The organism is Microbacterium memoriense (assembly GCF_025398275.1).
GTDB classification, from domain to species: domain Bacteria; phylum Actinomycetota; class Actinomycetes; order Actinomycetales; family Microbacteriaceae; genus Microbacterium; species Microbacterium memoriense.
On record NZ_JAODOR010000002.1, the window covers coordinates 44,807 to 70,044 of the forward strand.

Here is a 25,238-nt window from a genome sequence, read left to right on the forward strand (position 1 = left end):
GCCCGATGTGCCGATGCGTCGTGGTTCGTAGCGTTGTCGGTGAATGAAAGGCATGTGATGATCCGAGTTCACTCTCTGACGAAACACTACGGCGCGAAAGTTGCGGTCGACGGGATCTCCTTCACCGTCGAGCCCGGCAAAGTGACGGGCTTCCTGGGGCCGAATGGCGCGGGAAAGTCGACGACGATGCGAATGATCGTGGGCTTAGACCGCCCGACCGCGGGTATGGCGGAGGTCAATGGTCGTCCGTATGTGGATCTACCGGCGCCTCTGCGCGAGGTCGGCGTTCTGCTCGACGCCCGCTCAGCGCACAAGCGCCGAACGGCCTATAAGCATCTGCTGGCGATCGCGGCAACCCACGGAATCGGCGCCGCACGTGTGCGCGAGGTCATCGACCTGGCGGGCCTGGATGCCGTGGCCGATCAGCGGGTGGGCGGTTTCTCGCTCGGCATGAACCAGCGGCTCGGCATCGCTGCGGCGTTGCTGGGAGATCCGCAGACGATCATCCTCGACGAGCCGGTCAACGGACTCGACCCGGATGGGATCCTGTGGATCCGCGGCTTCCTGCGCCAACTCGCCGCGGAGGGCAGAACCGTGCTGCTGTCCTCGCATCTGATGAGCGAGATGACGCAGACGGCTGATCATCTTCTTGTCATCGGGAGGGGGGCGATTCTGGCAGACGGTCCCCTACACGAGGTGATCACGTCCGCGACCCGCTCGGTGGTGCGCGTGCGCACCCGAGAAGTGGAACGGCTGATGCACGCCGTCGCGGGACCGGATGTGACGGTGACGACGGGAGCGGACAACTCGTTGGAGGTCGCCAACCTTGACGCGGAGAGCGTTGCGCGCGCCGCGGCCGCCGCCGGGATCGTCCTCTACGAGATCACGACCGTCGAGGGCTCTCTCGAGGATGCCTATCTCGCGCTCACGGCAGAGGATACGGAATATCGTGCGACAGCGCGGGGATCGATCGGAGGAGGAAAGTGATGGCCCTCACTGGGCACCGGGGGCGGGCGGACGCCCGCACGCGCCGCCCGCCGTTCAGCTACGTCCTGCGTTCCGAGTGGATCAAGCTCTTCAGCTTGCCGTCTCCCGTCATGGCGCTGATCGGAATCTTCCTGATCGGGGTAGGTGGCAGCGTGTTCCTCGGCGTGACACTGGAATCGTCCGGGGCGCCGTCGGTCTTCTCGATCGAACGCATGATGGCTGATGTCACGGTTCCGACAGTCGTCATCGGACAGATCATCGCCGGTGTCATCGGAGTGACGGTGATCGGCTCCGAGTATTCGTCGGGCGGCGTCCAGCCGACCTTCATCGCCGTGCCCGACCGGTTGCGCGTTCTCCGCGCGAAGGCAATCGTCGCCTTCGCGGCAACGACGGCCGCTGCTGCCATCACCCTGTTCAGTGCGTGGGCGATCACCACCCCGATGTATGCACAGTTCGGGCTCGCCGCGCCGCTGACCGCACCAGGGGTCGTCCTGGCGCTCGTGAGCTCCTCGATGTATCTCGGACTCTGCGCGGTGTTCGGCGTGGGGGTGGGAGCACTCGTGCGATCGACGACGGCGGGATCCATCATCGTTTTTCTGGCCACACTGCTGCTCCCCGTTGCCGCTTCTCTGCTTCCTTTCGGCTTGACCTCACGAGTTCTCCGTATTGTTCAGTTGGGGAACGCGGGCGATGCGATGAGCAGGGCAAGCGCGGATGGCTCTGTGTTCCTCGACCTCTGGAGCGGCCACATCAGCGTCGGCGCGGGCTGGTTGATCGCCTCCATCTGGGCAGTGGCCGCACTCACCGCCGGTGCGATCGCGCTACGAACGAGAGACGTATGAAGATGAAGCCACTGTCGCTGTCGGGCGTCGCCACCACGGCGGCGCCCGACAGCGACCCCGCGGGAGAATCACGTTTGCCGCGCTCGACTCTCGGTGTTCTTGCCGTCTATGTGCCGGTCTCGCTGGTCCTCGGGTATCTCTCCCTCGAGTCGCCGCTGGCGACACCGGTCTGGACGCTGCTGCTGTTGTTCGTTGCGGGAGTCTCGGCCATCGTGTCGGCGCGACGGTATCCGGTTGCGGCGTTCATCGCCGTGCTGGCTCTCTTGCCGGCATCCTTTGCCGGTGGGTCCGGCGCCGAAGCCGTGGTGTTGTGCGCCGCGCTGTACCGCACCGGAGTGCGCGCGCCGGCCCGTCGCGCGTGGGCCGCGTTTGCTCTTGCCTTCGTGTCGTGCGTCGTGTCCGCACTGATCCTGGCGTTCCGCATTCGAATCGGCCCACCGCTCTGGGGTCTCGCGTCTCGCGCGGATGGCGAAGCATGGCCGGTGGACTGGCTCAGCATCACGCTGTTCATGGTCGTTGTCGCGCTGATCTGCACGCTGCTGGGACTCAATGTCGGGCATCGACGGAGCGAACTGCGCGGGCTCATCGAACGCGCGGAGCAGATGCGTCGCGAGCGGGATCAGGAGGCGCATATCGCAGCGTCGATGGAACGAGAGAGAATCTCGCGGGAGATGCACGATGTGATCGCTCACAGCCTCGCTGTGATGATCGCCGTCGCGGATGGGGCATACGCGTCCGCCGCGTCCCGTCCCGAGGAATCTCGGCGAGCGATCGGACGAGTCGCCGATACCGGGCGGCAGACGCTTACCGAGATGCGGCGTCTGCTCCACGCGGTGCGAAACGACGATCATGCACTCCGCCACCCCTCCGGACAACCCCGCATCGAGCGACTACCCGCATTGATCGAGGAGTCGCGACTGGCAGGGCTCCCGATTCGTCTCCAGCAGACCGGAACACTCGCCGCGGACGCCGTCGTCGGCCTCACCGTCTACCGCATCGTGCAGGAGGCGCTGACGAACATCTTGCGTCACGCGCGCGACGTGCGCGACGTGCTCGTGACACTCTCGTTCACCGACACGGAGATATCAATCCTGGTGGAGGATCGATCCGACCCCGTGCCGCCCGTCACCGATCCCGGCAGAGGGCTCGTCGGCATCCGGGAGCGAGCCGCGTTCTACGATGGTCACGTGGAGGCGGGTCCTCGGCCGGGCGGCGGCTGGCGGCTTTTCGTGCACCTTCAGATGGAGCCCTGATGACCGCAGACGACACACCGCAGCCCCGTATCCGCGTGCTGATCGCCGACGATCAAGAACTCGTCCGCTACGGGCTGCGGCTCGTGCTCGAAGCCGAGAGCGACATCCACGTCGTGGGCGAGGCATCCGACGGTGCGGCCGCTATCGACGCTGCCACGGTTCTTTCTCCCGATGTCATCCTCATGGACGTGCGGATGCCTCGCATGGATGGTATCGACGCGACCCGGGAACTCTGCACCCGGCTCCCCCGCGCACGGGTGCTGGTTCTGACCACGTACGACCTCGACGAGTTCGCGTTCGGTGCGCTCCAGGCCGGAGCCGCCGGGTTCCTCCTGAAGAACACGAGACCGGCCGAACTCGTCGCGGCGATCCGTACCATCGCCACCGGCGACGCCGTGATCTCTCCTCGCCTCACGTCCAAGCTCATCGAACTCGCGCTCCCTCAGCTGACCCCCGGCAACCAGCGGGCTCAGCAGGACGCGCTCTCAGAACTGACCGACCGTGAGCGAGACGTCTTCCTGCATGTCGGTCGAGGCCTGACGAACGCCGAGATCGCGGAGACGCTCCATCTCAGCGAATCCACTGTCAAGGCCCACTTCGGACGCATCCTCGTGAAACTCCACTTACCCAATCGTGTCCAAGCGGTGATCCTGGCATACGAACTCGGGATCGTGAGCGCCGGCAGCTAGGTGCGCTCCCGGGGTTCTCAGAAGTCCCAGTCGTCGTCTTCGGTGGCTTCGGCCTTGCCGATGACATAGCTGGAGCCGGAGCCGGAGAAGAAGTCGTGGTTCTCGTCCGCGTTGGGCGAGAGAGCCGACAGAATCGCCGGGTTCACGTTCGTCACCGTCGCCGGGAACATCGCCTCGTAGCCGAGGTTCATCAGCGCCTTGTTCGCGTTGTAGTGCAGGAACTTCTTGACGTCCTCGGTGAGACCGACCCCGTCGTACAGGTCTTGCGTGTACTGCACCTCGTTGTCGTAGAGCTCGTACAGCAGCGAGAACGTGTAGTCCTTGAGCTCGTCGCGCTCGGCCTGCGTGACCTTCTCGAGGCCCTTCTGGAACTTGTACCCGATGTAATACCCGTGCACGGCCTCATCGCGAATGATGAGGCGGATCAGGTCTGCCGTGTTCGTCAGCTTCGCGCGCGACGACCAGTGCATCGGCAGATAGAAACCCGAGTAGAACAGGAAGCTCTCGAGCAGGGTCGAGGCGACCTTGCGCTTGAGCGGATCATCGCCGCGGTAATAGTCCATGACGATCTGAGCCTTCTTCTGAAGGTTCGGGTTCTCCACCGACCAGCGGAACGCTTCGTCGATCTCCTTCGTCGACGCGAGGGTCGAGAAGATCGAGGAGTAGCTCTTGGCGTGCACCGACTCCATGAACGCGATGTTCGTGTAGACGGCCTCCTCGTGCGGCGTGATCGCGTCCGGGATGAGCGACACGGCGCCCACCGTGCCCTGGATCGTGTCGAGGAGCGTGAGCCCGGTGAACACGCGCATCGTGAGCAGCTGCTCGTCGGGCGTCAGGGTGTTCCACGACTGGATGTCGTTGCTGAGCGGCACCTTCTCGGGCAGCCAGAAGTTGTTCACCAGACGGTTCCAGACCTCGAGGTCCTTGTCGTCCTCGATGCGGTTCCAGTTGATGGCCTGCACGCTGCTGAGCAGCTTGAGCGGTTCGGGGGTCATGTCAGTTCCAGATTCCGGTCGTTGATCTCGAGACGGGTCACAGCATGCACGAGACGCACTCGGACATGTCCGTGCCCTCGAGCGCCATCTGCCGCAGACGGATGTAGTAGATCGTCTTGATGCCCTTGCGCCATGCGTAGATCTGCGCCTTGTTGATGTCGCGCGTCGTGGCGGTGTCCTTGAAGAACAGCGTCAGCGACAGGCCCTGGTCGACGTGCTGCGTCGCCGCGGCGTACGTGTCGATGACCTTCTCGTAGCCGATCTCATACGCGTCCTGGTAGTAGTCCAGGTTGTCGTTCGTCATGAACGCGGCCGGGTAGTAGACGCGGCCGAGCTTGCCTTCCTTGCGGATCTCGATCTTCGAGGCGATCGGGTGGATCGAGCTCGTCGAGTTGTTGATGTACGAGATCGACCCGGTCGGCGGTACCGCCTGCAGGTTCTGGTTGTAGATACCGTGCTGCTGGATGGATGCCTTCAGAGCCGTCCAGTCGTCCTGCGTCGGGATGTGCTTTCCGGCGAACAGTTCTTTGACCTTCTCGGTCTCCGGAACCCACGCGCGGTCGATGTACTTGTCGAAGAACGCACCGCTCGCGTACGTCGAGTCTTCGAACCCGTCGAAGGCCTCACCCTTCTCGATGGCGAGGTTGTTCGACGCGCGCAGGGCGTGGAAGAGCACCGTGTAGAAGTAGATGTTCGTGAAGTCGATGCCCTCTTCGGAGCCGTAGTAGACGTGCTCGCGAGCAAGGTACCCGTGCAGGTTCATCTGCCCCAGACCGATCGCGTGCGAACGGTCGTTGCCGTCCTCGATCGATCGGACCGACGCGATGTGGCTCTGCTCGCTGACGGCGCTGAGCGCACGAATCGCCGTTTCGACGGTCTGACCCAGGTCATCGGCATCCATCGACAGAGCGATGTTCATCGAACCGAGGTTGCACGAGATGTCCTTGCCGATTTCCTTGTACGAGAGGTCCTCGTTGTAGGTCGTCGGCGTGTTCACCTGCAGGATCTCGCTGCAGAGGTTCGACATGTTGATGCGGCCCTTGATCGGGTTCGCCTTGTTCACCGTGTCTTCGAACAGGATGTACGGATAGCCGGACTCGAACTGGATCTCGGCGATCGTCTGGAAGAACTCGCGCGCGTTGATCTTGGTCTTCTTGATGCGCGAGTCATCGACCATCTCGCGGTACTTCTCGGTGACCGAGATGTCGCCGAACGGCACGCCGTAGACCTTCTCCACGTCGTACGGGGAGAACAGGTACATGTCCTCACCGTTCTTCGCGAGCTCGAACGTGATGTCGGGGACGACGACACCGAGTGACAGCGTCTTGATGCGGATCTTCTCGTCGGCGTTCTCACGCTTCGTGTCGAGGAACTTCATGATGTCGGGGTGGTGAGCCGACAGGTAGACCGCGCCGGCGCCCTGACGCGCACCCAGCTGGTTGGCGTAGCTGAAGCTGTCTTCGAGCAGCTTCATGACGGGGATGATGCCCGAGGACTGGTTCTCGATCTGCTTGATCGGTGCGCCGGCTTCGCGGATGTTCGACAGCAGCAGCGCCACGCCGCCGCCGCGCTTACTCAGCTGCAGAGACGAGTTGATGCCGCGCGAGATCGACTCCATGTTGTCTTCGATGCGCAGCAGGAAGCACGAGACGAGCTCGCCACGCTGGGCCTTGCCGGAGTTCAGGAACGTGGGTGTCGCGGGCTGGAAGCGGCCCGACAGGATCTCCTCGACGAGGTCGTGCGCGAGCTTTTCGTCGCCGTCTGCGAGGCCGAGAGCGGTCATGACGACGCGGTCTTCGAAGCGCTCGAGGTAGCGCTTGCCGTCGAAGGTCTTCAGCGTGTAGCTCGTGTAGTACTTGAACGCGCCGAGGAATGTCTCGAAGCGGAACTTCTTGCCGTAGGCGAAGTCGTTGAGCTTCTGAATGAAGTCGAGGGAGTACTTCTCGAGCACGGCGCCCTCGTAGTACTCCTTCTCCACGAGGTAGTCCAGGCGCTCCTTGAGCGAGTGGAAGAACACCGTGTTCTGGTTGACGTGCTGGAGGAAGTACTCCCGCGCGGCGCGCTTGTCGGCGTCGAACTGGATCTTCCCGTCCTCGCCGTACAGATTCAGCATCGCGTTGAGGGCGTGGTAGTCGAGGCCCTCGAATCGCGCGTCGTTCTTGAAGATCGTCTCGGTCACTGCAGCTTCCACCATCGTTCCAATCCGTCACCCACGCGGGTGACGTCCTCTGGCGTGCCGAAAAGTTCTAGTCGATACAAGTGCGGCACGGAGCACTTGCGACTGATGATGTCGCCGGCGAGGCAGAAAGCCGCGCCGAAATTGGTGTTGCCCGCGGAGATCACTCCGCGGAGGTTCGTCCGGTTTCCCTCGTCGTTGAGGAAGCGGATGACTTGCTTGGGAACGGCGCCCTTCTCCTCGCCACGTCCCTGTCCGCCGCCGTAGGTGGGAGTGATGAGCACGTAGGGCTCATCGACCACGGCGGCAGGGTCAGACGGAAGTAGCGGAATGCGGACGGCGGGGAGCCCCAGCTTCTCGACGAAGCGCGCCGTGTTGCCCGAGATACTCGAAAAGTAGACGAGCAGTGGAGCGCGTGTGGCTGTCAGCATGTCCGCACTCCTGCCTTCGGTGAATCGAGCGTCGCCAGACGGGACGTCAGGCGAGGCGGCTGGCGAGCTCGTCGATCTTGTCGGGACGGAAGCCCGACCAGTGATCCTCGTCGGTGACGACCACGGGAGCCTGCAGGTAACCGAGCGACTTGACGTGCTCGAGCGCCGCCGGGTCTTCCGACAGGTCGAGGATGTCGTACTCGATGCCCTTCGAGTCGAGTGCGCGGTAGGTCGCATTGCACTGCACGCATGAAGGCTTCGTGTAAACCGTGATCGCCATGTTCTCTGTTTTCTCCCCTGAAATCGTCCCGTGGGTGGTGCCCGTGAGGTGCCGGTGTCCGGCAGACCTCCACCGGGACTCCAATACTACATATGGGTACGGACATTGGATAGCACCACAAGGGCTAGTAGTTACATCCGTGTAGTTTTGCACCGCTCTCAACAGGTACAACACATGTTGTCCACCGTTTCATCCACAGGAACGCCTCTTTTCGTCGCGTCGGAAAAACCCTGAATCACGCGCATTTCGCGCGCGGCCCCGGCATCCATCCACAGACCGGACGCTACGCCGGGCCACCGACATCACTTCCCCTGTGGAAACTCGTCTCGGCGTGTCGTCGGTGTGTCGGACGCAGGCGCGTGAGCGGTAGCGTGGAGGGGTGGCGGGATACCGGGAATTGTTGCGCGCGCCGGGCGTGGCGCGCATCATTGCGGCACAGCTGACGGCACGGTTTCCCAACGGCATGACGAGCTTGGCGATCCTGCTGCACGTCGAGCAGGTGACCGGTTCCTACGGCGCGGCCGGCCTCGTCCTGGCGGCCGCCTCGATCGGACAGGCGACCAGCGGTCCGGTCACGAGCCGCTGGATGGGCATCTGGGGAATCCGCCGCGTGCTGACCCTGACGACCGCCGTCTGCGCAGCCGCGATTCTCGTGCTCGCGCTCGTGCCGATGGAGATCACCGGATACATGGTCTTCGGCTTGCTGGCGGGTCTGTCGACGCCGCCGGTGCAATCGGCCGTCCGCACGATCTATCCGAAGCTTGTGAACTCCCGCCAGTTGACACCGCTCTTCTCGCTCGACGCGAGTCTGCAGGAGATCATCTGGATCCTCGCGCCGGTCGTCATCACGGTCGTCGCGACGCAGGTCGGCACCGTCCCGGGACTGCTGTTGATCGTCGCGATCCTTCTCGGCGGCGGCGCGTGGTTCATCCTCTCCCCCGAGGTCGGGCGCGTGCGGATCCCGCGCAGTCGCCGCGCATTCGGCAAGGTCCTGCGCAGCCCTGTCGTGCTGCTGGCGACCGTCACCGGCTTCCTCCTGATCGGCGCGTGCGCTGCCGTCGAGGCCGGCGTCGTGGCCACGTTCGGCCACGGCGGGTTGGAGGCGGGCCTCGTCCTCGCGGTCTTCGCGATCGGCAGTCTCGCGGGTGGCCTCGCGTTCGGGCACGTTCCGATCAGTCCCTGGTCGATGGCCCGCCGATTCGGCGCGGTCACCCTCGGACTGGTGCTGACCGTCTTCGCCGTCGTCGACATCACCTCGACGACCGCGTGGTGGGTCTCGGCATCGCTTCTGGTGGCCGGAGTCGGGATCGCACCGGCACTCGCGATGATGTTCGCGATGACCTCGGCCAGCGTCAGATTCAGCGACACCGCCGAGGCCTACGGCTGGATCGGCACCGGGCAGCTCATCGGTGCGGCACTCGGCTCGGCGATCGCCGGCTTCTTGATCGACGGCGTCGGTCCCGCCGGAGCGTACTGGGCGGCGGCCGCATTCGCGATCGTCGGTGTGATCGTCTCTGCCGTGTTCGTCCGAGGCTTCCCCGATCTGCGCGGGCGCGATGTGAGCCCGATCCCGGACACCGCCCCGGTCGACGTCATAACCTGACCGCGCGGCTCGTACGCTGGATTCATGCCTGCACCCGTTATGCTCCCGACGCTCTCCTGGGGATCTCCGCGCGCCACGCGGCATGCACTGCTGATCCACGGTCTCGGCTCGAATGGCGCGCTCATGTGGCGCTACGGCGTCGCGTTGGCGGATGCCGGCTGGCTGGCGCAGGCGGTCGATCTCCGCGGTCACGGGCTCGCGCCGCGCGCGCTCGACTACTCGATCGCCGCGTACGCCGCCGATGTCGTCCACACCGGCGCGCCGGACGGCGAACCGTGGGATCTCGTCATCGGGCACTCGCTGGGCGGTGCCGCCGCGACGCTCGCCAGCGCGGACGTGCCCGCGTGGACGCGCCGCCTCGTCCTGATCGACCCGGGTCTCCATCTCAGCGACCGCGACCGTCAGGTCGTACGGCGAAGCCAGGCGCGCGCCTTCGCCGATCCGACAGAAGACGCCGTGCGCGCGGAACATCCCGAGTGGCACCCGCACGACATCGAGCTCAAGGCGCTGTCCGCCCGGCAGGCGAGCCGCTGGGCCGTCGAGCAGACCAGCATCCAGAACACGCCGTGGGACGTGCGGGCGGCGGCGGCGAGGCTCACCGTGCCCACCCACATCATCGCGAGCGACCCGACCGTGTACTCGATCTTCACCGGGGCGGTGGCAGACGACGTGCGACAGAACCCGGTCGTGACGATGTCGGTCGTCGCCGGCGCCGGGCATTCGCCGCACCGCGACAAGCCGGAGGACACTCTCGCGCACCTGCACGCGGCGCTGCGCTGAGGGGACTCAGGCGATCCGACGGAGCACGTGCAGCAGCGCGAGCGCATACGCATCCTCCGGTTGGGGATGCTCGAACGTCGACCGCTCCCCCGCGAACTCGATCTCGACGCGGTGCGAATCGTCCGTGCGCTCGAGCAGCCGGAACGCGCCGCGCAGCAACTCACGCAGTTGGTCTTCGCGCGGCAACCAGAGCGCATCTCCCTGCGCAACGGAATCCAGCGCCCACTCGGTCGTACCGTTGAAGGCGAGGATCGCGCCGGTCGGGTACTGACGCGGCTCGATCGTCATCTCACTCACGGTGAAGACATCGGCCTCGAACTCCGGCTCGTCCAGCTGAAACCGATCCCCGGAGGTCGGCCGCCACACGAGACCCGCGTCGCGCAGGGCGACGGCCAAGTCGGTGGAGATCATCCCTCCATCCTGCCCCGTCCTGCCCCGACAGGGGCAGGATGGGATCGTGAGCTCATTCGACCCGACCCTCGTGCTTCCCGACGACCTTCTCGAACGCATCCGTTCTCGCGCGGCGGCCGTCGACGCCGAGAACCGGTTCCCGGAGGAAGACCTCGCCGAGCTCCGGGATGCCGGGTATCTCGCGATCCTCGTCCCCACGGCGTTCGGCGGCGCGGGTCTGGGGCTCGCCGAGGCCGCCATCCTGCAGCAGCGCCTGGCATCCGCGGCCCCGGCCACCGCTCTGGCGATCAACATGCACCTCGTGTGGACGGGTGTCGCCCAGGTTCTCGCCGACCGCGGGATCGACGATCTGCGGTTCGTGCAGGAGGGTGCTGTCGGCGGTGAGGTGTTCGCGTTCGGGATCAGCGAGGCCGGCAACGACCTGGTGCTCTTCGGCAGCGACACGACAGCCGTGCCGCACGAAGACGGCGGTTACTCGTTCACAGGGACGAAGATCTTCACGTCGCTCGGTCCCGTCTGGACGCAGCTGGGGCTCCACGGCCTGGACACCACGGATCCCGACGCGCCGCAGCTGATCTACGCGTTCGTGCCGCGGACGGATGCCGTCCACACCCGCGACGACTGGGACACGCTCGGGATGCGGGGGACCCAGTCACGCACGACCGAACTGCGCGGGGCCGTGGCCCCGGCGGACCGGGTCGTCCGCCGGGTCGCTCCGGGGCCGAACCCCGATCCGATCGTCTTCGGCATCTTCAGCGTCTTCGAGGTCCTGCTGGCGTCGGTCTACACCGGTATCGCGCGCCGCGCGCTCGATCTCGCGGTCGAGACCGCGATGCACCGCACCTCGAAGAAGACCGGCAAGCCCTACAGCGACGACCCCGACATCCGCTGGCGCATCGCCGAGATGGCCCTCGCCTACGACGGCCTCCTCCCCCAGATCGACGCGCTCGCGCGCGACATCGACGACCAGGCCGATCACGGCGCCCTCTGGTTCGCGAGACTCTCCGGACTCAAGCATCGCGCGGTCGTGGCGGCCAAGCAGATCGTCGACGAGGCGATGCTGGTCGCCGGCGGATCGTCTTATTTCACCCGCTCCGAGCTCAGCCGCCTGTACCGCGACGTGTTGGCCGGGATGTTCCACCCGTCCGACCCCGAGTCGGCCCACGCCACGGTCGCCTCGGCGTGGCTCGGCCCCGTCCGCAGCTGACCCTCAGCGGGTCTCGAGATCGTAGGCCTTGAGCAGCTCCGCGACCGCTCGCTCTCGGTCCTCGCCGCCTTCGGCGAACATGTGCGCCACGTGCGTGCGCAGGTGATTCTCGATCAGTAGCTTGTCGAGCGACGCGAGCGCTTTCTGGATCGCCCGAGACTGGGCGATGATGTCCATGCAGTAATCCTCGTTCTCGATCATCTTCGCAAGTCCGCGCACCTGTCCCTCGAGGATGCTGGTGCGGTGCAGGGCGCGCTTCTTGATGTCGTCGATCACGCCCGCCAGAATACGCGCCGGTAGCGCCTGGCGCTCCTCGGCGGTGCGCGTGACACCATAGCCTGATGGCCCGCACCCCGACTGAGCTCCTCAGCCCCGCCGATCAGGAGCGTCGCCGAGCCCTCCGCGTCATGAAGGGCGTCGCGCTCGGTGCGCTGATCCTCATGGCGGTCGTGTTCGTGATCGCCTTCGTGCTGCAGGAGCAGTACCCCTGGATGTCGTATGTCCGCGCTGCCGCGGAAGGCGGCATGGTCGGTGCACTCGCGGACTGGTTCGCCGTGACGGCGCTCTTCCGGCATCCGCTCGGCATTCCGATCCCGCACACCGCGATCATCCCGCGGCGCAAGGACGAGATCGGCCGGAGCCTGGGTGAATTCGTCGAGACCAACTTCCTCGAGGGATCGGTCGTCCGCGCGAAGCTCGAATCGACCGGGATCGCGGCGAAGGCCGGCGAGTGGCTGCGCGATCCCGCGCACGCGGAAACGGTCGCACGCGAGGCGTCGGCAATGGCCTCGGGAGTCCTCACGGCTCTCAGCGACGACGAAGTGCAGGACCTCATCGCCGATCTCGCTCGCGAGCATCTGCTGAGTCCCTCGTGGGCCGAGGCGCTGGGTGGATGGCTGGGGCGCGTCGTCGACGCGGATGCCCACCGCGGCGCCGTCGACCTCGGAATCGACTCGATCTCGACGTGGCTGACCGCCAACCGCGACTCGTTCAGCGGCCTGGTCTCGCGGCGCCTGCCCTCGTGGGTGCCCTCGGTCGCGATGCGACTCGTCGATGACACGGTGTACAACGAAGCCGTGAAGTTCGCCGCCGCCGTTCAGGCTGACCCGCACCACCCCGCGCGGATCGCGATCGACGCGTATCTCACCCGTCTCGCCGGCAACCTGCAGCACGATCCGGCGACGATCGCGCGCCTGGAAGACGCGAAGATCGCCGTGTTCGACAGCCCGCGTGTGCAGGCGCTCGCCGCCGAAGCCTGGAACACGGCGAAGGCGGGACTCCTGCGCTCCCTCGACGATCCGGACAGCGCCCTGCGCCGCCGGGTCACCGCCGCACTCGGCGAAGTGGGTTCGCGCCTGTCGACCGACACCGCCCTCCAGCGCCGTGTCGATGACCGTGTCGCCGATGCCGCCGTCTTCCTCGTCGACCGCTACCGCCACGACATCGCGTCGATCATCACCGACACGGTCGAGAAGTGGGATCCCGCCGAGACCACCGAGAAGATCGAGCTGATGGTCGGACGTGACCTCCAGTACATCCGCTTGAACGGCACGATCGTCGGTGCTCTCGCCGGCCTCGCGATCTTCTCGATCTCCCACGCACTACTGGGCTGACGCGCTCGGCGCGAGTAGCCTGAGGATCGTGAGCGAGGGACCGGACGACGAGCTGTTGTTCACCTACGGCACGCTCCAATTCGCCGAGGTGCAACTCGACACGTTCGGACGCATCGTGGCGGGCGAAGGCGACACCTTGCCCTGCTACACGATCGACTACACCGAAATCACCGACCAACGCGTCGTCGATGTGTCAGGGCTCTCGGTCCACCCCGTCATCCGACACACCGGCAACCCCCTCGACAAGGTGGTCGGCAAGGTCCTGCACGTCACACTCGATGAGATCGACGCCGCCGACGAGTACGAAGTGCAGCTGTACCGGCGCGAGCGCGTGATGCTCGGCAGCGGCCGGTCGGCCTGGGTCTACGTCGGCTGATGGCGTTCTCCCACGACGATCTCTGGCCGCGCGCCGGCGACTGGCCCGTTCCGTCCGACGAGGAGATGGATGCGGTGCTGCTCGGCGCGCCCGCGTTCCGCACGTCCCTGTCGCCGACCGGCGCGCACGCGACACCGGCGGCCGTGCGCGCGGCACTGCGCCGTTTCAGTCCGACCCTGATCGGCCCGCCGCCCGTCGATCTCGGCGCACTCCTGCGGATCGCGGACGTCGGCGACGTCGACGCGGACGGCCCTGCGGGTGAGGCCGCGCTGCGGGAACGCGTGCGGACGCTCGCCGCTCAGGCAGCGCTCGTGATCGCGCTCGGCGGCGACAACTCGATCACCTACGCCGTGACGCAGGGAGCGGATGCCGGCGGACTCATCACGCTCGACGCCCACTTCGATCTGCGCGACGGGGTGTCCAACGGCTCGCCCGTGCGTCGGCTCGTCGACGACGGGCTCGACTCCGCGCGGATCGTGCAGGTCGGCATCGCAGACTTCGCCAATTCCGCCGCGTACGCCCGGCGCGCCGCAGATCTCGGGATCACGGTCATCACGGTCGACGACGTTCGCCGCCGCGGGCTCGCCGATGTCGCTGCCGAGGCACTCGCGGTCGCCGGGGCCGGGGAGGGTGGCATCCATCTCGACATCGACGTGGACGTCTGCGATCGCGCCGTCGCGCCGGGGTGCCCGGCATCCGTGCCCGGCGGTCTGCAGGCGTGGGAACTCCGCGCTCTCGTCCGCGCGGTGTCGGGCGATCCGCGCGTGCGCACTGCCGACATCGTCGAAGTCGATGCGACGGCCGACGCTCCCGACGGTCGGACGGTGCGGCTCGCGGCGCTGTGCGTGCTGGAACTGCTCGCGGGACTCCACACGCGAAAGGCGACGATATGACGACCCTCATCCTGGTGCGGCACGCGAAGAGCGACTGGGGCACCCCTGAGCTCGACGACCACGAACGCCCGCTGAATCCCCGCGGTCTGCGCGATGCCCCCGCGATGGCAGAGCGGCTCGCGGCGACCGGGATCACGATCGACGCGATCCTCGCCTCGACTGCCCTCCGCGCACGGACGACGGCCGGCTTCTTCGGCGCACGGTTCGAGCTCGACCCTGAGCTGTCGTCCGAACTCTACGGTTCGGCGCCGAAGACGCTGTTGGCCGCCGCCGCAGAGCGCGGGGTCGAATCGGTCATGATCGTCGCGCACGATCCGGGGATGACGATGCTGGCTGCCGGGCTCTCGGACGGCGACATCGGCCACATGCCGACGTGCGCGGTCGCGACCTTCCGGTGGGAGACGCCCGAGTGGGACGTCGCGACGGCGATCGACCCGGATGCCTGGTCTTTCGATGCCCCCGGACGCTGAGCCCGTTCAGCGCAGCGCGATCCCGTCCTTGTAGACGGCGTGAACGAGCGGCACGCCCGGCCGATAGGCGAGATGCGTCCGGGTCGGGGCGTCGAGGATCACGAGGTCGGCGCGCATGCCGACGGCGAGCGCCCCGACATCCGTGCGTTCGAGGGCGCGTGCGCCGCCGGCGGTCGCGGCCCAGACGGCCTCGGCGACCGTCATCCCCATCTCGCGGACGGCGAGGGCGATCATGAGGGGAATCGACGTCGTGAAGCTCGTGCCCGGATTGCAGTCGCTCGCGAGGGCCACGGTGACTCCCGCGTCGAGCAGCCGTCGCGCGTCCGGGTACGGATGCCGGGTCGAGAACTCGACGCCCGGGAGAAGGGTCGCGACGGTGTCGCCCGCGGCGAGCGCGGCAACGTCGGCATCACTCAAATAGGTGCAGTGATCGACGGATGCCGCCCCGAGCGCGGCGGCAAGACGGGCCCCGTCGCCCGCGCCGAGTTGGTTGCCGTGCACGCGGGGCCGGAGCCCCGCGGCGATCCCGGCCCGCAGGATCCGCTCGGTCTCGGCGGGCGTGAACGCTCCGGTCTCGCAGAACACATCGATCCACCGGGCGTGCGGTCGGACGGCATCCAACATCACCCCGCAGACGAGGTCGACGTAGGCGGCGCGGTCGTCGACGTACTCGGCGGGGACGACGTGAGCCCCGAGGAAGGTGACCTCGGGGGTCACTTCGGCGGCGAGGCGCGCGAGCCGCTCCTCGCCGGACATGGTGAGGTCGTATCCAGTCTTGACCTCGAAGGTCGTCGTGCCCTGCGCCTGCATCTCCGCGACGAATCCGGCCAGTCGGACCCGCAGTTCGTCATCGGATGCCGCACGGGTCGCCGCGACGGTGCGGCGAATGCCGCCAGCGGCATACGCCTGCCCCGCCATCCGCGCTTCGAACTCATCAGCCCGATCCCCGCCGAACACGACATGTGTGTGGCTGTCGACGAACCCCGGCAACACCGCGCGCCCGCGCGCATCTACGACCCGCCGCTCCTCTTCGCCGGGGGCGTCGGCGGCGGGGCCGGTCCAGGCGATGCGGCCGTCGGCGATCAGCACGGCGGCATCGTGCCGCGTGCCACAGGGATCGGCGGGGGTGGCGACGTTCGTCGTCAGCTCGCCGATGTGGGTGATCAGGGTCGTGGTCACAGCATCGGCACTTTCAGTCCGCGCTCGCGCGCGACCTCGCGTGCCCGGTCGTAGCCGGCATCCACGTGGCGCATGACGCCCGTTCCCGGGTCATTCGTGAGCACGCGGGCGAGCTTCTCGGCGGCGAGCGGCGTCCCATCGGCGACAGTCACCTGACCGGCATGGATCGATCGCCCGATACCGACGCCGCCGCCGTGATGGATCGAGACCCACGACGCCCCGGATGCTGTGTTCAGCAGCGCGTTGAGCAACGGCCAGTCGGCGATCGCGTCCGAACCGTCCGCCATCGCCTCGGTCTCGCGGTACGGCGAGGCGACCGAGCCCGCGTCGAGATGATCACGCCCGATGACGATGGGCCCCGCGAGCTCCCCCGACGCGACCATCTCGTTGAACTTCAGGCCGGCGAGGTGGCGCTCCTGGTAGCCGAGCCAGCAGATCCGCGCCGGCAACCCCTCGAAGTGGACCGTCGAACCGGCCTTCTCGAGCCAGCGGTGCAGCGCCGCATCCTCGGGGAAGAGCGCGGCGACGGCGCGATCGGTCTTGGCGATGTCGTCCGGGTCTCCGGACAACGCGACCCACCGGAAGGGTCCGCGTCCTTCCGCGAACAAGGGGCGGATGTAGGCGGGCACGAACCCGGGGAACGCGAACGCCCGCTCGCACCCGCCGAGCTCGGCCTCGCGCCGGAGCGAGTTGCCGTAATCGAAGACCGCGGCGCCCTCGTCCAGAAAGCCGACCATCGCCGCGACATGCACCGCCATCGAGGCTCGAGCGCGGTCGGTGAAGGCATCCGGGTCCGACGCCGCCATCTCCTTCCACTCGCGCATCGACACCCCGATCGGAAGGTACGCGAGCGGGTCGTGCGCGCTCGTCTGATCGGTCACGATGTCGATGCGCACTCCGCGGCGGAGCAGCTCGGGGAAGATCTCGGCGGCGTTTCCGACGACGCCGACGCTGAGCGCCCGACCCGCATCCCGAGCGGCGGAGACCCGCGCGGCGGCGGCGTCGAGATCGGTCGTGTACTCGTCGAGGTATCCGTGGTCGACGCGACGCCGCAGCCGCGACTCATCGACATCGACGATGAGCACCGCGCCACCGTTCATCGTGACCGCGAGCGGTTGCGCCCCGCCCATGCCCCCGGCGCCCGCCGTGAGGGTGAGCGTGCCGGAAAGGTCCTCGCGGTCGAGCGAGCGCGCGACCGCGGCAAACGTCTCGTACGTGCCCTGGAGGATCCCCTGCGTGCCGATGTAGATCCACGATCCGGCCGTCATCTGCCCGTACATCGTGAGGCCGAGCTCTTCGAGTCGCCGGAACTCGGGCCACGTCGCCCAATCCCCGACGAGGTTCGAGTTCGCGATCAGCACGCGCGGCGCCCACTCGTGCGTGCGGAAGACGCCGACCGGCTTGCCGGATTGCACGAGGAGGGTCTCGTCCGGCTCGAGTTCGTCGAGCGTGCGGATGATCGCGTCGTACGCCGCCCAGTTGCGGGCAGCTTTCCCCGTGCCGCCGTACACGACGAGGTCTTCGGGATGCTCGGCGACATCGGGGTCGAGGTTGTTCATCAGCATGCGTTTGGCGGCCTCGGCGCCCCAGCTCTTCGCGGTGCGCTCGGGTCCGCGCGGGGCCCGGATCGGCTGTCGAGGTGCGGTCATGACGGGTCCTCCGAGGAGATCTGGGCGGTGGCGGCTGCCGCGATGGCGCCCGAGAGGACGAGCGCCGTGGCCGCTTCGATGTCGGGCGAGACGAAACGATCCGGACCGGGCCCGGCGACCACGACCCGCAGGACATCCCGCGTAGCACCGGTGGCGGCTCCGGGCTGCAGCGGGGCACGAAGGTCGAGGGCACGGCATCCGGTGACGAGTTCGATCGCCAGCACACGGGCGAGTCCGTCGATCCCGCGGCGGAGCTTGCGCGCGGCTGCCCACCCCATCGAGACGTGGTCTTCCTGCATCGCTGAAGACGGGATCGAATCGACCGATGCGGGCACGGCCAGGCGCTTGAGTTCCGAGACGATGCCTGCCGCGGCATATTGGGCGATCATGAGTCCCGAGTCGACGCCCACTTCGTCGGCGAGGAACGGGGGGAGCCCGTGGCTGCGCGCAGGATCGAGGGCGCGGTCGGTGCGGCGCTCGGCGATCGAGGCGAGATCGGCGACGGCGATCGCGAGGAAGTCGAGGACGTACGCGACCGGTGCGCCGTGGAAGTTGCCGTTGGACTCCACCCGGCCGTCCGCCGTGATCACGGGGTTGTCGACGGATGCCGCGAGCTCCCGCGTCGCGATCATGCGGGCGTGCTGGGCAGTGTCCCGCGCGGCCCCGTGCACCTGGGGTGAGCAGCGCAGCGAGTAGGCGTCCTGCACGCGGGTGCAGACGGCCGGGTCGCGGTGACTCGCGACGATCGGGGATCCGGCGAGGAACGCCCGGAGGTTCGCTGCTGACGCGGCTTGTCCCGCCTGAGGTCGCAGCGCCATGAGATCGTCGGCGAACACCGCGTCGGTGCCGAGTTGACTCTCGATCGAGATCGCGGCGGTCAGGTCGGCGGTCGTGAGGAGCGTATCGAGATCGTGGAGGGCCAGCGCGAGCATGCCCAGCATCCCGTCGGTGCCGTTGATGAGTGCGAGTCCCTCCTTTTCCTCGAGCACGAGCGGCGCGATGCCGGCCGCGGCGAGGGCGGCGGCGGCATCCATCTCGTCATCGCCCTCACCCTCGCCGCGCACCGTGCCCTCCCCCATCGCGGCGAGCGCGACGTGGGCGAGCGGCGCGAGATCGCCCGAGCATCCGAGCGATCCGTATTCGCGCACGATCGGGGTGATCCCGGCGTTGAGCATCGCGGCATAGGTCTCCACGACGACGGGTCGGACTCCGGTGCGCCCCGAGGCCAGGGTCTGCAGGCGCAGAGCCATGAGCGCGCGGATCACTTCGCGCTCGACCTCGGCGCCGGTGCCCGCCGCGTGCGAGCGGATGAGGCTCGCCTGCAGCTGGCGGCGGCGTTCGGGGGCGATGAACGTCGTCGCCAACGCACCGAATCCGGTCGAGATTCCGTAGTGCGGATCGGGGTCGTCGGCCAGCTGCTCGACGAGCGCACGCGCCGCGGCGACCCGCACGATCGCGGCGGGATCGATCTCGACCGGCGCTCCCTCGCGGGCGACGGCGACGAGCTCGTCGATCGTGAGCGGGTGCGCGCCGAGGGTGACAGGGGTGGGCATGGTCTGATTCCACTCCGAGTGGATGCCGGATGCCACCGGCTCGTGCGATCCTGTGTCTGTGATCCCAGACACCGCGCAAGTGCCTGCCGCCGACCAAACCCTGCGCGTGCTCTCGTTCCTGGCGCGGCAACGCGGTCCGGTTGCCGCACGGACGATAGCCGATTCGCTCGAGATCCCGCGATCGAGCCTGTATCACCTGCTGGCCGCGATGGCCGCGCACGGGTTCGTCGTGCACCTGGAATCGGAGCGTCGGTGGGGACTCGGCGCCGCCGCTTTCGAGCTCGCGGGCGGTTATGCGCGCCAGCAACCACTCGCCCGGCTCGGCCGTCCGCTTGTCGCGTCTCTCGCCGATCATGCTGGAGAGAACGCCCATCTTGCCGTGATGATCGGGCGTGATGTGCTCTACATCGTCGAGGAGAGGGCGCCCCGCCGGCCGGCGCTCGTGACCGACGTCGGAGTCCGGCTTCCGGCGCATCTGACCGCGACCGGCCGTGCCATGCTCGCTCTCCTCCCCCGGGAGCAAGTACGCGCGCTCTACCCGGACGCGGCCGCGTTCGCCGACCGCACGGGCCGAGGGCCGCGTCGCCCCGGCGAGTTGCGCGAGGTGCTCCGCGCCGTGCGCGCGGAAGGGCTCGCCACCGAGGACGGCGAGGTCACGCTGGGGCTGCGTTCGGTCGCGGTCGCGGTCCGAGACCACACCGGATGGCCGGCGGCGGCGCTCGCGGTGACGTGGCCGGAGGACAGCGGGCGTGACGGCGCCGAGGTGGCGCTGCTCGTGGGAGACGCGGCGGCCGACCTCACGCGACGCCTGTACGGCGCCCAGTGACCGTGAGGTGACCTCAGTCGACCTTCGCAACCGTGCCCGCTGTGAGCCGAACCAGTTCGTCATAGCTGAGCGGGAACACCGTGTGGGGCGTGCCGCCGGCCGCCCAGATCTCGGAGAACTCGGCAAGCGCCTCGTCGACGATCGTCGGAAGCCGCGCGGGGTGTCCGGTGGGGGCGACCCCACCGATCGCCTGTCCGGTCGCTTCGCGCACCTGTTCGGCCGTGGCCCGCTGGATCTTCCCGCGCCCGAGTCTCGCCGCGAGCGCCGCGGTGTCGACTCGGTGCGCCCCGCTCGTCATGACGAGCAGCGCCTCGCCGTCGGACCAGAACACCAGGCTGTTGGCGATTGCCCCGACCTCCACTCCGAGAGCTTCGGCCGCGAGCACGGCGGTGGCGGCGGCATCGGGAAGGACGATGATCTCTCCGGCGATACCCGCGGCGCGCAGCGCGTCGTGGACCAGCCGACTGCGGGTGGGGAGGTTCTCGGCACTCATGGCGTCGAGCCTATCCAGCCCTCCTACCGGGCACGGTCCACGTTCCGCCGACAGGAGAATTCGTCCCCGAGCCGCCTCTGGAGCCGTCGCGGCGGCATCTGGGGCGAAAAGTCCTGTAGGCGGAACAGCCAGCGGCGTGCGCCGGCCGGCGCCGGGACCCGTCAGGCCAGCACCGTGGAGCGCAGGGCGAGCAGACCGCGCAACGCCGCGACGACCGATTCCGCGTGCCAGAAGATGTCCTCGGCAATCGGCCGATAGGTCGCGAACCCGAGCGCCGCCGCCGCCTGGTCGCGGCGTCGGTCCTCTCGTTGCTGCTCCCAACTCGCGTGATGAGCCTTGCTGTCGCATTCGACGATCAGCCAGCCATCGACGACGAAGTCGACCCTTCCGACGGTGACGATGACCACCTGCAGGGCGAACGCGCACCCGAGGGTCCTCAGGATCAGCCGCATGAAGGTCTCTGCTCCCGACTCGGCACGCGCGTCGAACAGCCGACGCACGATGCGCAGGCGACGGGGAAGCGACCCCAGCACCACGTGGAGCTGATCTGCGTCGATGAGCCCGAGGTGCAGCGCGGAGTCCAGCGTCGCGATCGCGGCACGCACGGGTTGGCACACCATGGCTTGCACCAGCGCGTCGACGATTGCGACGCTGGCCCACCCGTCCGCGGACGTCAGAGTCCAGTGTCTACGGACACCGGAATGAGTAGCAGGAAGGCGCGAACTGGTCTTGGGCACCGCGATGTGCAGCGCGGAGTGATCCAGCACGAACACGCCCCACCGGATGAGCTCCGATACGCACGCGAGCCGGCCACCCGCGGCGACCGCGCGGCGGCAGGACTCGTCGACGTCCGCACGCAGGTAGGCATTCTTCCAGGGACGGACGAGTTGCCCCGCCTGCACGGCGTCCGCGATGTCACGAGATGTCATCCCCTGCGCCCGGAGCTCGGCCCGCGTCACCACCGGCCATTGTCCGGGAAGGGAATCCCTCCGCCTCCGACGCCGGGCGATGTACGCCGACGCGATGGGGCGACTCTCGCGACAGAGCGGAAGACGGTGCGACATCTGACCACGATCGCCCGCGGGACCATCCCGAAGACCCCGGAAGCCCCCATCTGTGGATCGTTGAGCCGAATACGGACCTGGGGAGGAGACTCCGGGCGCTCGCCCCCTCCCCTCGCTACCCGCCCGCGTGACGTCCACAGGAGAATTGGTCGGTCCCCCGGAGAAATCCGCGTTCCAGGACCCCCTCGGCACAGAATCTCCTGTTGCCCGCACGCCCGCAACACGCCCGCACGCCCGCAACCGGCCCGCACGGCTTCTGCCGGCAACGACCCCGCCGACCCACCCACTGGCCGAGACGAGGCACAATGGAAGGGAGTACCGCAACGCCGCGGTGCCCACAGAGCACAGCCCACAAGGCCAGCCGAAAGAGGATGCGATGACGCACACCATGCCCCTGCCCGATTTCTCCCACGAGCGCGTGGAGGTGATCACGGGCCGCCGCAGCGGACTGGTGATCATCGTCGCGGTGCACTCGTCGGCCCTCGGTCCCGCTCTCGGCGGGGCGCGCCTGTGGACCTATCCGCACTGGACCGACGCCCTCGGCGATGCCCTGCGTTTGTCGGCCGCGATGACGCTGAAAAATGCGGCGGCAGGTCTGGATGCCGGCGGAGGCAAGTCCGTGATCTGTCTGCCGCCCGGCACGACGCTCGACCCCGAGCGTCGGCGCGCGGCCTACCTCGATCTGGGAGACGCGGTCGAGTCGCTCGGCGGGCTGTACCGTACCGCGGAGGATGTCGGCTCGACGACGCAGGACATGCTGGTCGTCAGCGAACGCACCGATCACGTCGTCGGACTCCCCGATACGGTGGGCGGTTCGGGAGAACCGGCCGGGCCCACGAGCCTCGGCGTCTACGAGTCGCTCCGCGCGACACTCGAACGCCTCACCGGATCACCAGACGTCGCCGGGAGGTCCTTCACGATCTCGGGTCTCGGTCAGGTCGGCAGCCGCCTCGCCGTGCGACTGAGCGCCGAGGGCGCCCGACTCACGGTCACCGACATCAATCCGGCCGCGCGCTCCCTCGCGGCTGATCTCGGCGCGGAATGGGCCGAACCCGGTGCCGAGCACCTGCTCCCAGCCGACGTCTTCGTGCCGGCCGGGATCGGCGGGATCCTCACCGACGAGGTCATCGACAGCCTCGGCGCACGCGCCGTGTGCGGCCCGGCGAACAACCCGCTCGCCCACCGATCCGGCGCCGACCGGCTCGCCGCGCGCGGCATCGTGTACGCACCCGACTTCGTGGTGAACGCCGGCGGCGTCGTCTATCTCGACGGCGAAGCCCGCCACGAGCGCACGCGGGCAGAAACGATGGATCGGGTCGCGGCGATCGGCGACACCGTGCGCCGCGTGTTCGCGGACGCGGATGCCCGTGGGGTCACCCCGCTCGCGGCTGCGGAGGCACTGGCCGCAGAGCGACTGGAGGCGGCCACACGGCAACCCGTGCCGGCGTGACCGTCTGAGCGTACGATCCGACCGCCCGCGCGCGTTACCGTGGACCCGTAGGTACACAGTGGGCGCGGCCTTGTCGTCGCGGACCAGGCAGCGCCGCGCACCCTCGTCTGCGAGATGCTCCGCGCGCGGTGAGACCGTCGATGCGGCCGACGCGACGCGGATCTCCGCCGAGTTCGAATCACGGCACCGTTAACGCAGAAACGCCCCCGCAAGCGGGGGCATTTCTGCGTTGGTGGACCTAAGGAGATTCGAACTCCTGACCTCCTCGATGCGAACGAGGCGCGCTACCAACTGCGCCATAGGCCCGTGAACCTCCGTCAGGCTATCACGCCGCCGCGGGCTACCTGAACTCGGCTCACTGGCCGGAGGCGCGGCGCTCGAGGAGCTGCCGGACGTGTGCTTCGATCGCGTCGTCTCCGGCGGCAGCGCCCCCGGCGAACTCGTCGATGCGTGCCGCGCGCGCGGCTTCCAGAGACGTGGGGCGAGCGCGTTCCGCGCGGGCACGCATTGCTTCGTCGACCGCGGCGCGACGGAGGGCCTCGCGCGCTTCTGCTTGGTCGAGGACAGCGGCGGCGCGTGATCCAGCGGACGCTGTCAGCGGCCGCGGAAGCTCCCGAGGTGTCCATGCGACGCGGTCAGACGACAGCGAGACGTCTTGCACATCGCCGGCGAGTCGCGGCGCCATCGCGACGGTCTCGCGCTGCACCGAGCGGCGCTGCACGGTCGCCATGCGCTGCAGCATGAGCACGGATGCACCGGCGACAGCGACGGCCGACCACAGCAGAAGCTGCGACCCGGTGAAGATCAGATCGATCGCGCCCCAGACCGCCAGTGCGACGGCGACCAGCCCGACGGCGGTGGCACCGAGGCGCGCGCGGCGACGCGCGCGAGCTCGACGGACAGCGGGAACGGCTGACGCAGCGGCGGCTTCGGCGGCAGCGCGCTCGCGGGCGAGGGCGGCATCCATCCGTGCCTGGGCACGTTCGACGGCCAGCTCCGCTTTCGCGTTCTCGAGCTGTGCGTGCTCGCGTTCGGACTGCACGCGGCGAGCGAGCCGCTGTTGCGCCAGCGCCGTGCGCGCGTTGAGTTCGAGTTGCACTTCACGGGGCGTTTCGCTCGTTTCGGCGAGCACGCGAAGCGCCTGGCTCAGGCGGACGGCGTTGCGTTCGGCGGCGTTGTACTGATGCCTGCCGTGCCACGACGGCAGCAGATAGACGAGCCACAGCACGACCGCGACGAGGACGACCACGCCGCCTCCGAGAACCTGCCCACCCATGGGGACCACGCTAGGTCCCGACGCCCGCGAGACCCGGTCATCCGACCGCGTGTCTGAAGTTCGACTCGAGGTTGAAGGTCGCGGACAGCGGCGTGAGGTCAGATCGGCAGGCGATCCGCCGGCGGGATGGCGGCAGCATCCGCGGGAACGCGCCCGGAGATCCACCGCTCCAGCACTCCCTCGGGGACGTCCTCCCGCACGAGGGCGAACACATAGTGGTCGCGCCAGTCCCCCGCGATGTGGATGAACCGTCGCCGCAGACCTTCGTAGCGGAAGCCGAGCTTTTCGACGACACGCAGGCTCGCGACGTTCTCGGGACGGATGCAGATCTCCATCCGGTGCAGCCGCATTTCGCGGAAGCACAGGTCGGTGGCCAGCGCCACACTGGTGGGCGTGATGTCCAGTCCGGCGAACCGCTCGCTCACCCAGTAGCCGATCGTCGCCGAGGCCAAAGAGCCGCGCGCGATCCCCCAGACGTTCAGCTGGCCGGCGATGTCACCGTTGTACTCCATGACGAGCGGGATCCCCCCGCCGTCGCGGTACTGCTGCAGCAGACGGCGAATGCCGGAGCGCATGTCGAACGAGACCGGCCCGTCCGGGCTCGTGGCCTCCCACGGGCGCAACCATCCGCGGTTGCTGAGCAACTCGTTCTGGATGACCCGCGCATCGCGTTGCTTGACCAGTCGGATCGAGATCGGCCCGTGCTGCCGAGGTACCGTCAGGTCCACGGTCTTCCCCCTCG

The 25,238-nt window shown here is 68.0% G+C and carries 26 protein-coding genes and 1 tRNA gene; 13 read left to right on the forward strand and 14 right to left on the reverse strand.

Annotation, left to right across the window (positions count from 1 at the left end; translation table 11 throughout):
• Positions 1-57: 57 nt before the first annotated feature.
• The 4 genes from N4R40_RS01170 to N4R40_RS01185 are packed head-to-tail and all read left to right on the forward strand — an operon-like array spanning position 58 to position 3,771.
• Positions 58-987: an ABC transporter ATP-binding protein gene (locus N4R40_RS01170; protein ID WP_261605633.1), complete on the forward strand. Its 930-nt coding sequence runs from the start codon at positions 58-60 to the stop codon at positions 985-987.
• Positions 987-1,829 (forward strand): hypothetical protein, encoded by an 843-nt coding sequence (locus N4R40_RS01175; protein WP_261605537.1) that lies wholly within the window; start codon positions 987-989, stop codon positions 1,827-1,829. Before N4R40_RS01170 ends, N4R40_RS01175 begins: the two co-directional genes overlap by 1 nt.
• Entirely contained in the window at positions 1,826-3,082 is a 1,257-nt protein-coding gene (locus N4R40_RS01180) for a sensor histidine kinase (protein ID WP_261605538.1), read from the forward strand. The genes N4R40_RS01175 and N4R40_RS01180 overlap by 4 nt, the downstream gene beginning before the upstream one ends.
• Positions 3,082-3,771, forward strand: a complete 690-nt coding sequence (locus N4R40_RS01185) for a response regulator transcription factor (protein ID WP_261605539.1) — start codon at positions 3,082-3,084, stop codon at positions 3,769-3,771. The genes N4R40_RS01180 and N4R40_RS01185 overlap by 1 nt, the downstream gene beginning before the upstream one ends.
• Before the next feature lie 17 nt (positions 3,772-3,788).
• On the opposite strand, the gene nrdF is transcribed toward N4R40_RS01185, so the two are convergent.
• The 4 genes from nrdF to nrdH are packed head-to-tail and all read right to left on the reverse strand — an operon-like array spanning position 3,789 to position 7,653.
• Entirely contained in the window at positions 3,789-4,766 is a 978-nt protein-coding gene (gene nrdF, locus N4R40_RS01190; RefSeq protein ID WP_261605540.1) for a class 1b ribonucleoside-diphosphate reductase subunit beta, read from the reverse strand.
• A 37-nt stretch (positions 4,767-4,803) separates the two neighbouring features.
• A complete protein-coding gene (gene nrdE / locus N4R40_RS01195) occupies positions 4,804-6,960 on the reverse strand; it encodes a class 1b ribonucleoside-diphosphate reductase subunit alpha (protein ID WP_261605541.1) in 2,157 nt (718 codons plus the stop codon).
• A complete protein-coding gene (gene nrdI / locus N4R40_RS01200) occupies positions 6,942-7,373 on the reverse strand; it encodes a class Ib ribonucleoside-diphosphate reductase assembly flavoprotein NrdI (RefSeq protein WP_261605542.1) in 432 nt (143 codons plus the stop codon). Before nrdI ends, nrdE begins: the two co-directional genes overlap by 19 nt.
• A 46-nt stretch (positions 7,374-7,419) precedes the next feature.
• On the reverse strand, positions 7,420-7,653 hold the full coding sequence (gene nrdH, locus N4R40_RS01205; RefSeq protein ID WP_261605543.1) for a glutaredoxin-like protein NrdH: 234 nt from the start codon (positions 7,651-7,653) through the stop codon (positions 7,420-7,422).
• Between the two features lie 379 nt (positions 7,654-8,032).
• Here nrdH and N4R40_RS01210 point away from each other — a divergent pair, with 379 nt between their 5' ends.
• Both N4R40_RS01210 and N4R40_RS01215 read left to right on the forward strand, forming a co-directional pair.
• The gene (locus tag N4R40_RS01210) at positions 8,033-9,256 is read left to right on the forward strand and encodes an MFS transporter (protein WP_261605544.1); all 1,224 of its coding nucleotides are present in this window, start codon (positions 8,033-8,035) and stop codon (positions 9,254-9,256) included.
• A gap of 24 nt (positions 9,257-9,280) precedes the next feature.
• On the forward strand, positions 9,281-10,036 hold the full coding sequence (locus N4R40_RS01215; protein ID WP_261605545.1) for an alpha/beta fold hydrolase: 756 nt from the start codon (positions 9,281-9,283) through the stop codon (positions 10,034-10,036).
• Positions 10,037-10,042: 6 nt separating this feature from the next.
• On the opposite strand, the gene N4R40_RS01220 is transcribed toward N4R40_RS01215, so the two are convergent.
• Complete coding sequence (locus N4R40_RS01220) at positions 10,043-10,447, reverse strand: pilus assembly protein CpaE (RefSeq protein WP_261605546.1); 405 nt, start codon at positions 10,445-10,447, stop codon at positions 10,043-10,045.
• A gap of 46 nt (positions 10,448-10,493) precedes the next feature.
• Here N4R40_RS01220 and N4R40_RS01225 point away from each other — a divergent pair, with 46 nt between their 5' ends.
• A complete protein-coding gene (locus N4R40_RS01225; RefSeq protein ID WP_261605547.1) occupies positions 10,494-11,654 on the forward strand; it encodes an acyl-CoA dehydrogenase family protein in 1,161 nt (386 codons plus the stop codon).
• A 3-nt stretch (positions 11,655-11,657) separates the two neighbouring features.
• On the opposite strand, the gene N4R40_RS01230 is transcribed toward N4R40_RS01225, so the two are convergent.
• Positions 11,658-11,930 (reverse strand): metal-sensitive transcriptional regulator, encoded by a 273-nt coding sequence (locus N4R40_RS01230; protein WP_261605548.1) that lies wholly within the window; start codon positions 11,928-11,930, stop codon positions 11,658-11,660.
• Between the two features lie 65 nt (positions 11,931-11,995).
• On the opposite strand from N4R40_RS01230, the gene N4R40_RS01235 reads away from it, so the two are divergent.
• The 4 genes from N4R40_RS01235 (at position 11,996) to N4R40_RS01250 (ending at position 15,006) form a co-directional block, all read left to right on the forward strand.
• Positions 11,996-13,267, forward strand: coding sequence for a DUF445 domain-containing protein (locus N4R40_RS01235; RefSeq protein ID WP_261605549.1), 1,272 nt, complete (start codon positions 11,996-11,998; stop codon positions 13,265-13,267).
• Between the two features lie 28 nt (positions 13,268-13,295).
• Positions 13,296-13,643, forward strand: a complete 348-nt coding sequence (locus N4R40_RS01240) for a gamma-glutamylcyclotransferase family protein (protein ID WP_261605550.1) — start codon at positions 13,296-13,298, stop codon at positions 13,641-13,643.
• Between the two features lie 65 nt (positions 13,644-13,708).
• Positions 13,709-14,536 (forward strand): arginase family protein, encoded by an 828-nt coding sequence (locus tag N4R40_RS01245; RefSeq protein ID WP_315902481.1) that lies wholly within the window; start codon positions 13,709-13,711, stop codon positions 14,534-14,536.
• Positions 14,533-15,006, forward strand: coding sequence for a SixA phosphatase family protein (locus N4R40_RS01250; RefSeq protein WP_261605552.1), 474 nt, complete (start codon positions 14,533-14,535; stop codon positions 15,004-15,006). The genes N4R40_RS01245 and N4R40_RS01250 overlap by 4 nt, the downstream gene beginning before the upstream one ends.
• Positions 15,007-15,012: 6 nt before the next feature.
• On the opposite strand, the gene hutI is transcribed toward N4R40_RS01250, so the two are convergent.
• Genes hutI through hutH form a run of 3 tightly spaced genes read right to left on the reverse strand, consistent with a single transcriptional unit; the run spans position 15,013 to position 19,387 of the window.
• Positions 15,013-16,185, reverse strand: coding sequence for an imidazolonepropionase (gene hutI / locus N4R40_RS01255; protein WP_261605553.1), 1,173 nt, complete (start codon positions 16,183-16,185; stop codon positions 15,013-15,015).
• Complete coding sequence (gene hutU, locus N4R40_RS01260) at positions 16,182-17,834, reverse strand: urocanate hydratase (RefSeq protein ID WP_261605554.1); 1,653 nt, start codon at positions 17,832-17,834, stop codon at positions 16,182-16,184. The genes hutI and hutU overlap by 4 nt, the downstream gene beginning before the upstream one ends.
• A complete protein-coding gene (hutH, locus tag N4R40_RS01265; protein WP_261605555.1) occupies positions 17,831-19,387 on the reverse strand; it encodes a histidine ammonia-lyase in 1,557 nt (518 codons plus the stop codon). Before hutH ends, hutU begins: the two co-directional genes overlap by 4 nt.
• 22 nt (positions 19,388-19,409) lie before the next feature.
• Between hutH and N4R40_RS01270 the strand changes: the two genes are divergently transcribed.
• Positions 19,410-20,213 carry an IclR family transcriptional regulator gene (locus N4R40_RS01270; RefSeq protein WP_407665808.1) on the forward strand — a complete coding sequence of 268 codons (804 nt, stop codon included), beginning with the start codon at positions 19,410-19,412 and terminating at the stop codon, positions 20,211-20,213.
• A gap of 13 nt (positions 20,214-20,226) precedes the next feature.
• On the opposite strand, the gene N4R40_RS01275 is transcribed toward N4R40_RS01270, so the two are convergent.
• Positions 20,227-20,706, reverse strand: coding sequence for a YbaK/EbsC family protein (locus N4R40_RS01275; protein WP_261605557.1), 480 nt, complete (start codon positions 20,704-20,706; stop codon positions 20,227-20,229).
• 161 nt (positions 20,707-20,867) lie between these two features.
• Positions 20,868-21,635: an endonuclease domain-containing protein gene (locus N4R40_RS01280; protein ID WP_261605558.1), complete on the reverse strand. Its 768-nt coding sequence runs from the start codon at positions 21,633-21,635 to the stop codon at positions 20,868-20,870.
• Positions 21,636-22,146: 511 nt separating this feature from the next.
• Between N4R40_RS01280 and N4R40_RS01285 the strand changes: the two genes are divergently transcribed.
• On the forward strand, positions 22,147-23,220 hold the full coding sequence (locus N4R40_RS01285) for a Glu/Leu/Phe/Val dehydrogenase family protein (protein ID WP_261605559.1): 1,074 nt from the start codon (positions 22,147-22,149) through the stop codon (positions 23,218-23,220).
• 230 nt (positions 23,221-23,450) lie between these two features.
• Here the strand turns inward: N4R40_RS01285 and N4R40_RS01290 are convergent.
• From N4R40_RS01290 to N4R40_RS01300, 3 genes are all read right to left on the reverse strand, one after another.
• Positions 23,451-23,526, reverse strand: a tRNA-Ala gene (locus tag N4R40_RS01290).
• Positions 23,527-23,575: 49 nt separating this feature from the next.
• On the reverse strand, positions 23,576-24,496 hold the full coding sequence (locus N4R40_RS01295; RefSeq protein ID WP_261605560.1) for a large exoprotein: 921 nt from the start codon (positions 24,494-24,496) through the stop codon (positions 23,576-23,578).
• Positions 24,497-24,594: 98 nt separating this feature from the next.
• Positions 24,595-25,224: a GNAT family N-acetyltransferase gene (locus N4R40_RS01300; RefSeq protein WP_261605561.1), complete on the reverse strand. Its 630-nt coding sequence runs from the start codon at positions 25,222-25,224 to the stop codon at positions 24,595-24,597.
• Positions 25,225-25,238: the final 14 nt, after the last annotated feature.

What these genes read in the sequence shown, in the direction of transcription:
- N4R40_RS01170 (WP_261605633.1), top strand. Translation starts at nt 58, where the DNA reads ATGATCCGAGTTCACTCTCTGACGAAACACTACGGCGCGAAAGTTGCG.
- N4R40_RS01175 (WP_261605537.1), top strand. Translation starts at nt 987, where the DNA reads ATGGCCCTCACTGGGCACCGGGGGCGGGCGGACGCCCGCACGCGCCGC.
- N4R40_RS01180 (WP_261605538.1), top strand. Translation starts at nt 1,826, where the DNA reads ATGAAGATGAAGCCACTGTCGCTGTCGGGCGTCGCCACCACGGCGGCG.
- N4R40_RS01185 (WP_261605539.1), top strand. Translation starts at nt 3,082, where the DNA reads ATGACCGCAGACGACACACCGCAGCCCCGTATCCGCGTGCTGATCGCC.
- nrdF (WP_261605540.1), bottom strand. Translation starts at nt 4,766, where the DNA reads ATGACCCCCGAACCGCTCAAGCTGCTCAGCAGCGTGCAGGCCATCAAC.
- nrdE (WP_261605541.1), bottom strand. Translation starts at nt 6,960, where the DNA reads ATGGTGGAAGCTGCAGTGACCGAGACGATCTTCAAGAACGACGCGCGA.
- nrdI (WP_261605542.1), bottom strand. Translation starts at nt 7,373, where the DNA reads ATGCTGACAGCCACACGCGCTCCACTGCTCGTCTACTTTTCGAGTATC.
- nrdH (WP_261605543.1), bottom strand. Translation starts at nt 7,653, where the DNA reads ATGGCGATCACGGTTTACACGAAGCCTTCATGCGTGCAGTGCAATGCG.
- N4R40_RS01215 (WP_261605545.1), top strand. Translation starts at nt 9,281, where the DNA reads ATGCCTGCACCCGTTATGCTCCCGACGCTCTCCTGGGGATCTCCGCGC.
- N4R40_RS01220 (WP_261605546.1), bottom strand. Translation starts at nt 10,447, where the DNA reads ATGATCTCCACCGACTTGGCCGTCGCCCTGCGCGACGCGGGTCTCGTG.
- N4R40_RS01235 (WP_261605549.1), top strand. Translation starts at nt 11,996, where the DNA reads ATGGCCCGCACCCCGACTGAGCTCCTCAGCCCCGCCGATCAGGAGCGT.
- N4R40_RS01245 (WP_315902481.1), top strand. Translation starts at nt 13,709, where the DNA reads ATGGATGCGGTGCTGCTCGGCGCGCCCGCGTTCCGCACGTCCCTGTCG.
- N4R40_RS01250 (WP_261605552.1), top strand. Translation starts at nt 14,533, where the DNA reads ATGACGACCCTCATCCTGGTGCGGCACGCGAAGAGCGACTGGGGCACC.
- hutU (WP_261605554.1), bottom strand. Translation starts at nt 17,834, where the DNA reads ATGACCGCACCTCGACAGCCGATCCGGGCCCCGCGCGGACCCGAGCGC.
- hutH (WP_261605555.1), bottom strand. Translation starts at nt 19,387, where the DNA reads ATGCCCACCCCTGTCACCCTCGGCGCGCACCCGCTCACGATCGACGAG.
- N4R40_RS01270 (WP_407665808.1), top strand. Translation starts at nt 19,410, where the DNA reads ATGCCGGATGCCACCGGCTCGTGCGATCCTGTGTCTGTGATCCCAGAC.
- N4R40_RS01275 (WP_261605557.1), bottom strand. Translation starts at nt 20,706, where the DNA reads ATGAGTGCCGAGAACCTCCCCACCCGCAGTCGGCTGGTCCACGACGCG.
- N4R40_RS01280 (WP_261605558.1), bottom strand. Translation starts at nt 21,635, where the DNA reads ATGACATCTCGTGACATCGCGGACGCCGTGCAGGCGGGGCAACTCGTC.
- N4R40_RS01285 (WP_261605559.1), top strand. Translation starts at nt 22,147, where the DNA reads ATGACGCACACCATGCCCCTGCCCGATTTCTCCCACGAGCGCGTGGAG.
- N4R40_RS01295 (WP_261605560.1), bottom strand. Translation starts at nt 24,496, where the DNA reads ATGGGTGGGCAGGTTCTCGGAGGCGGCGTGGTCGTCCTCGTCGCGGTC.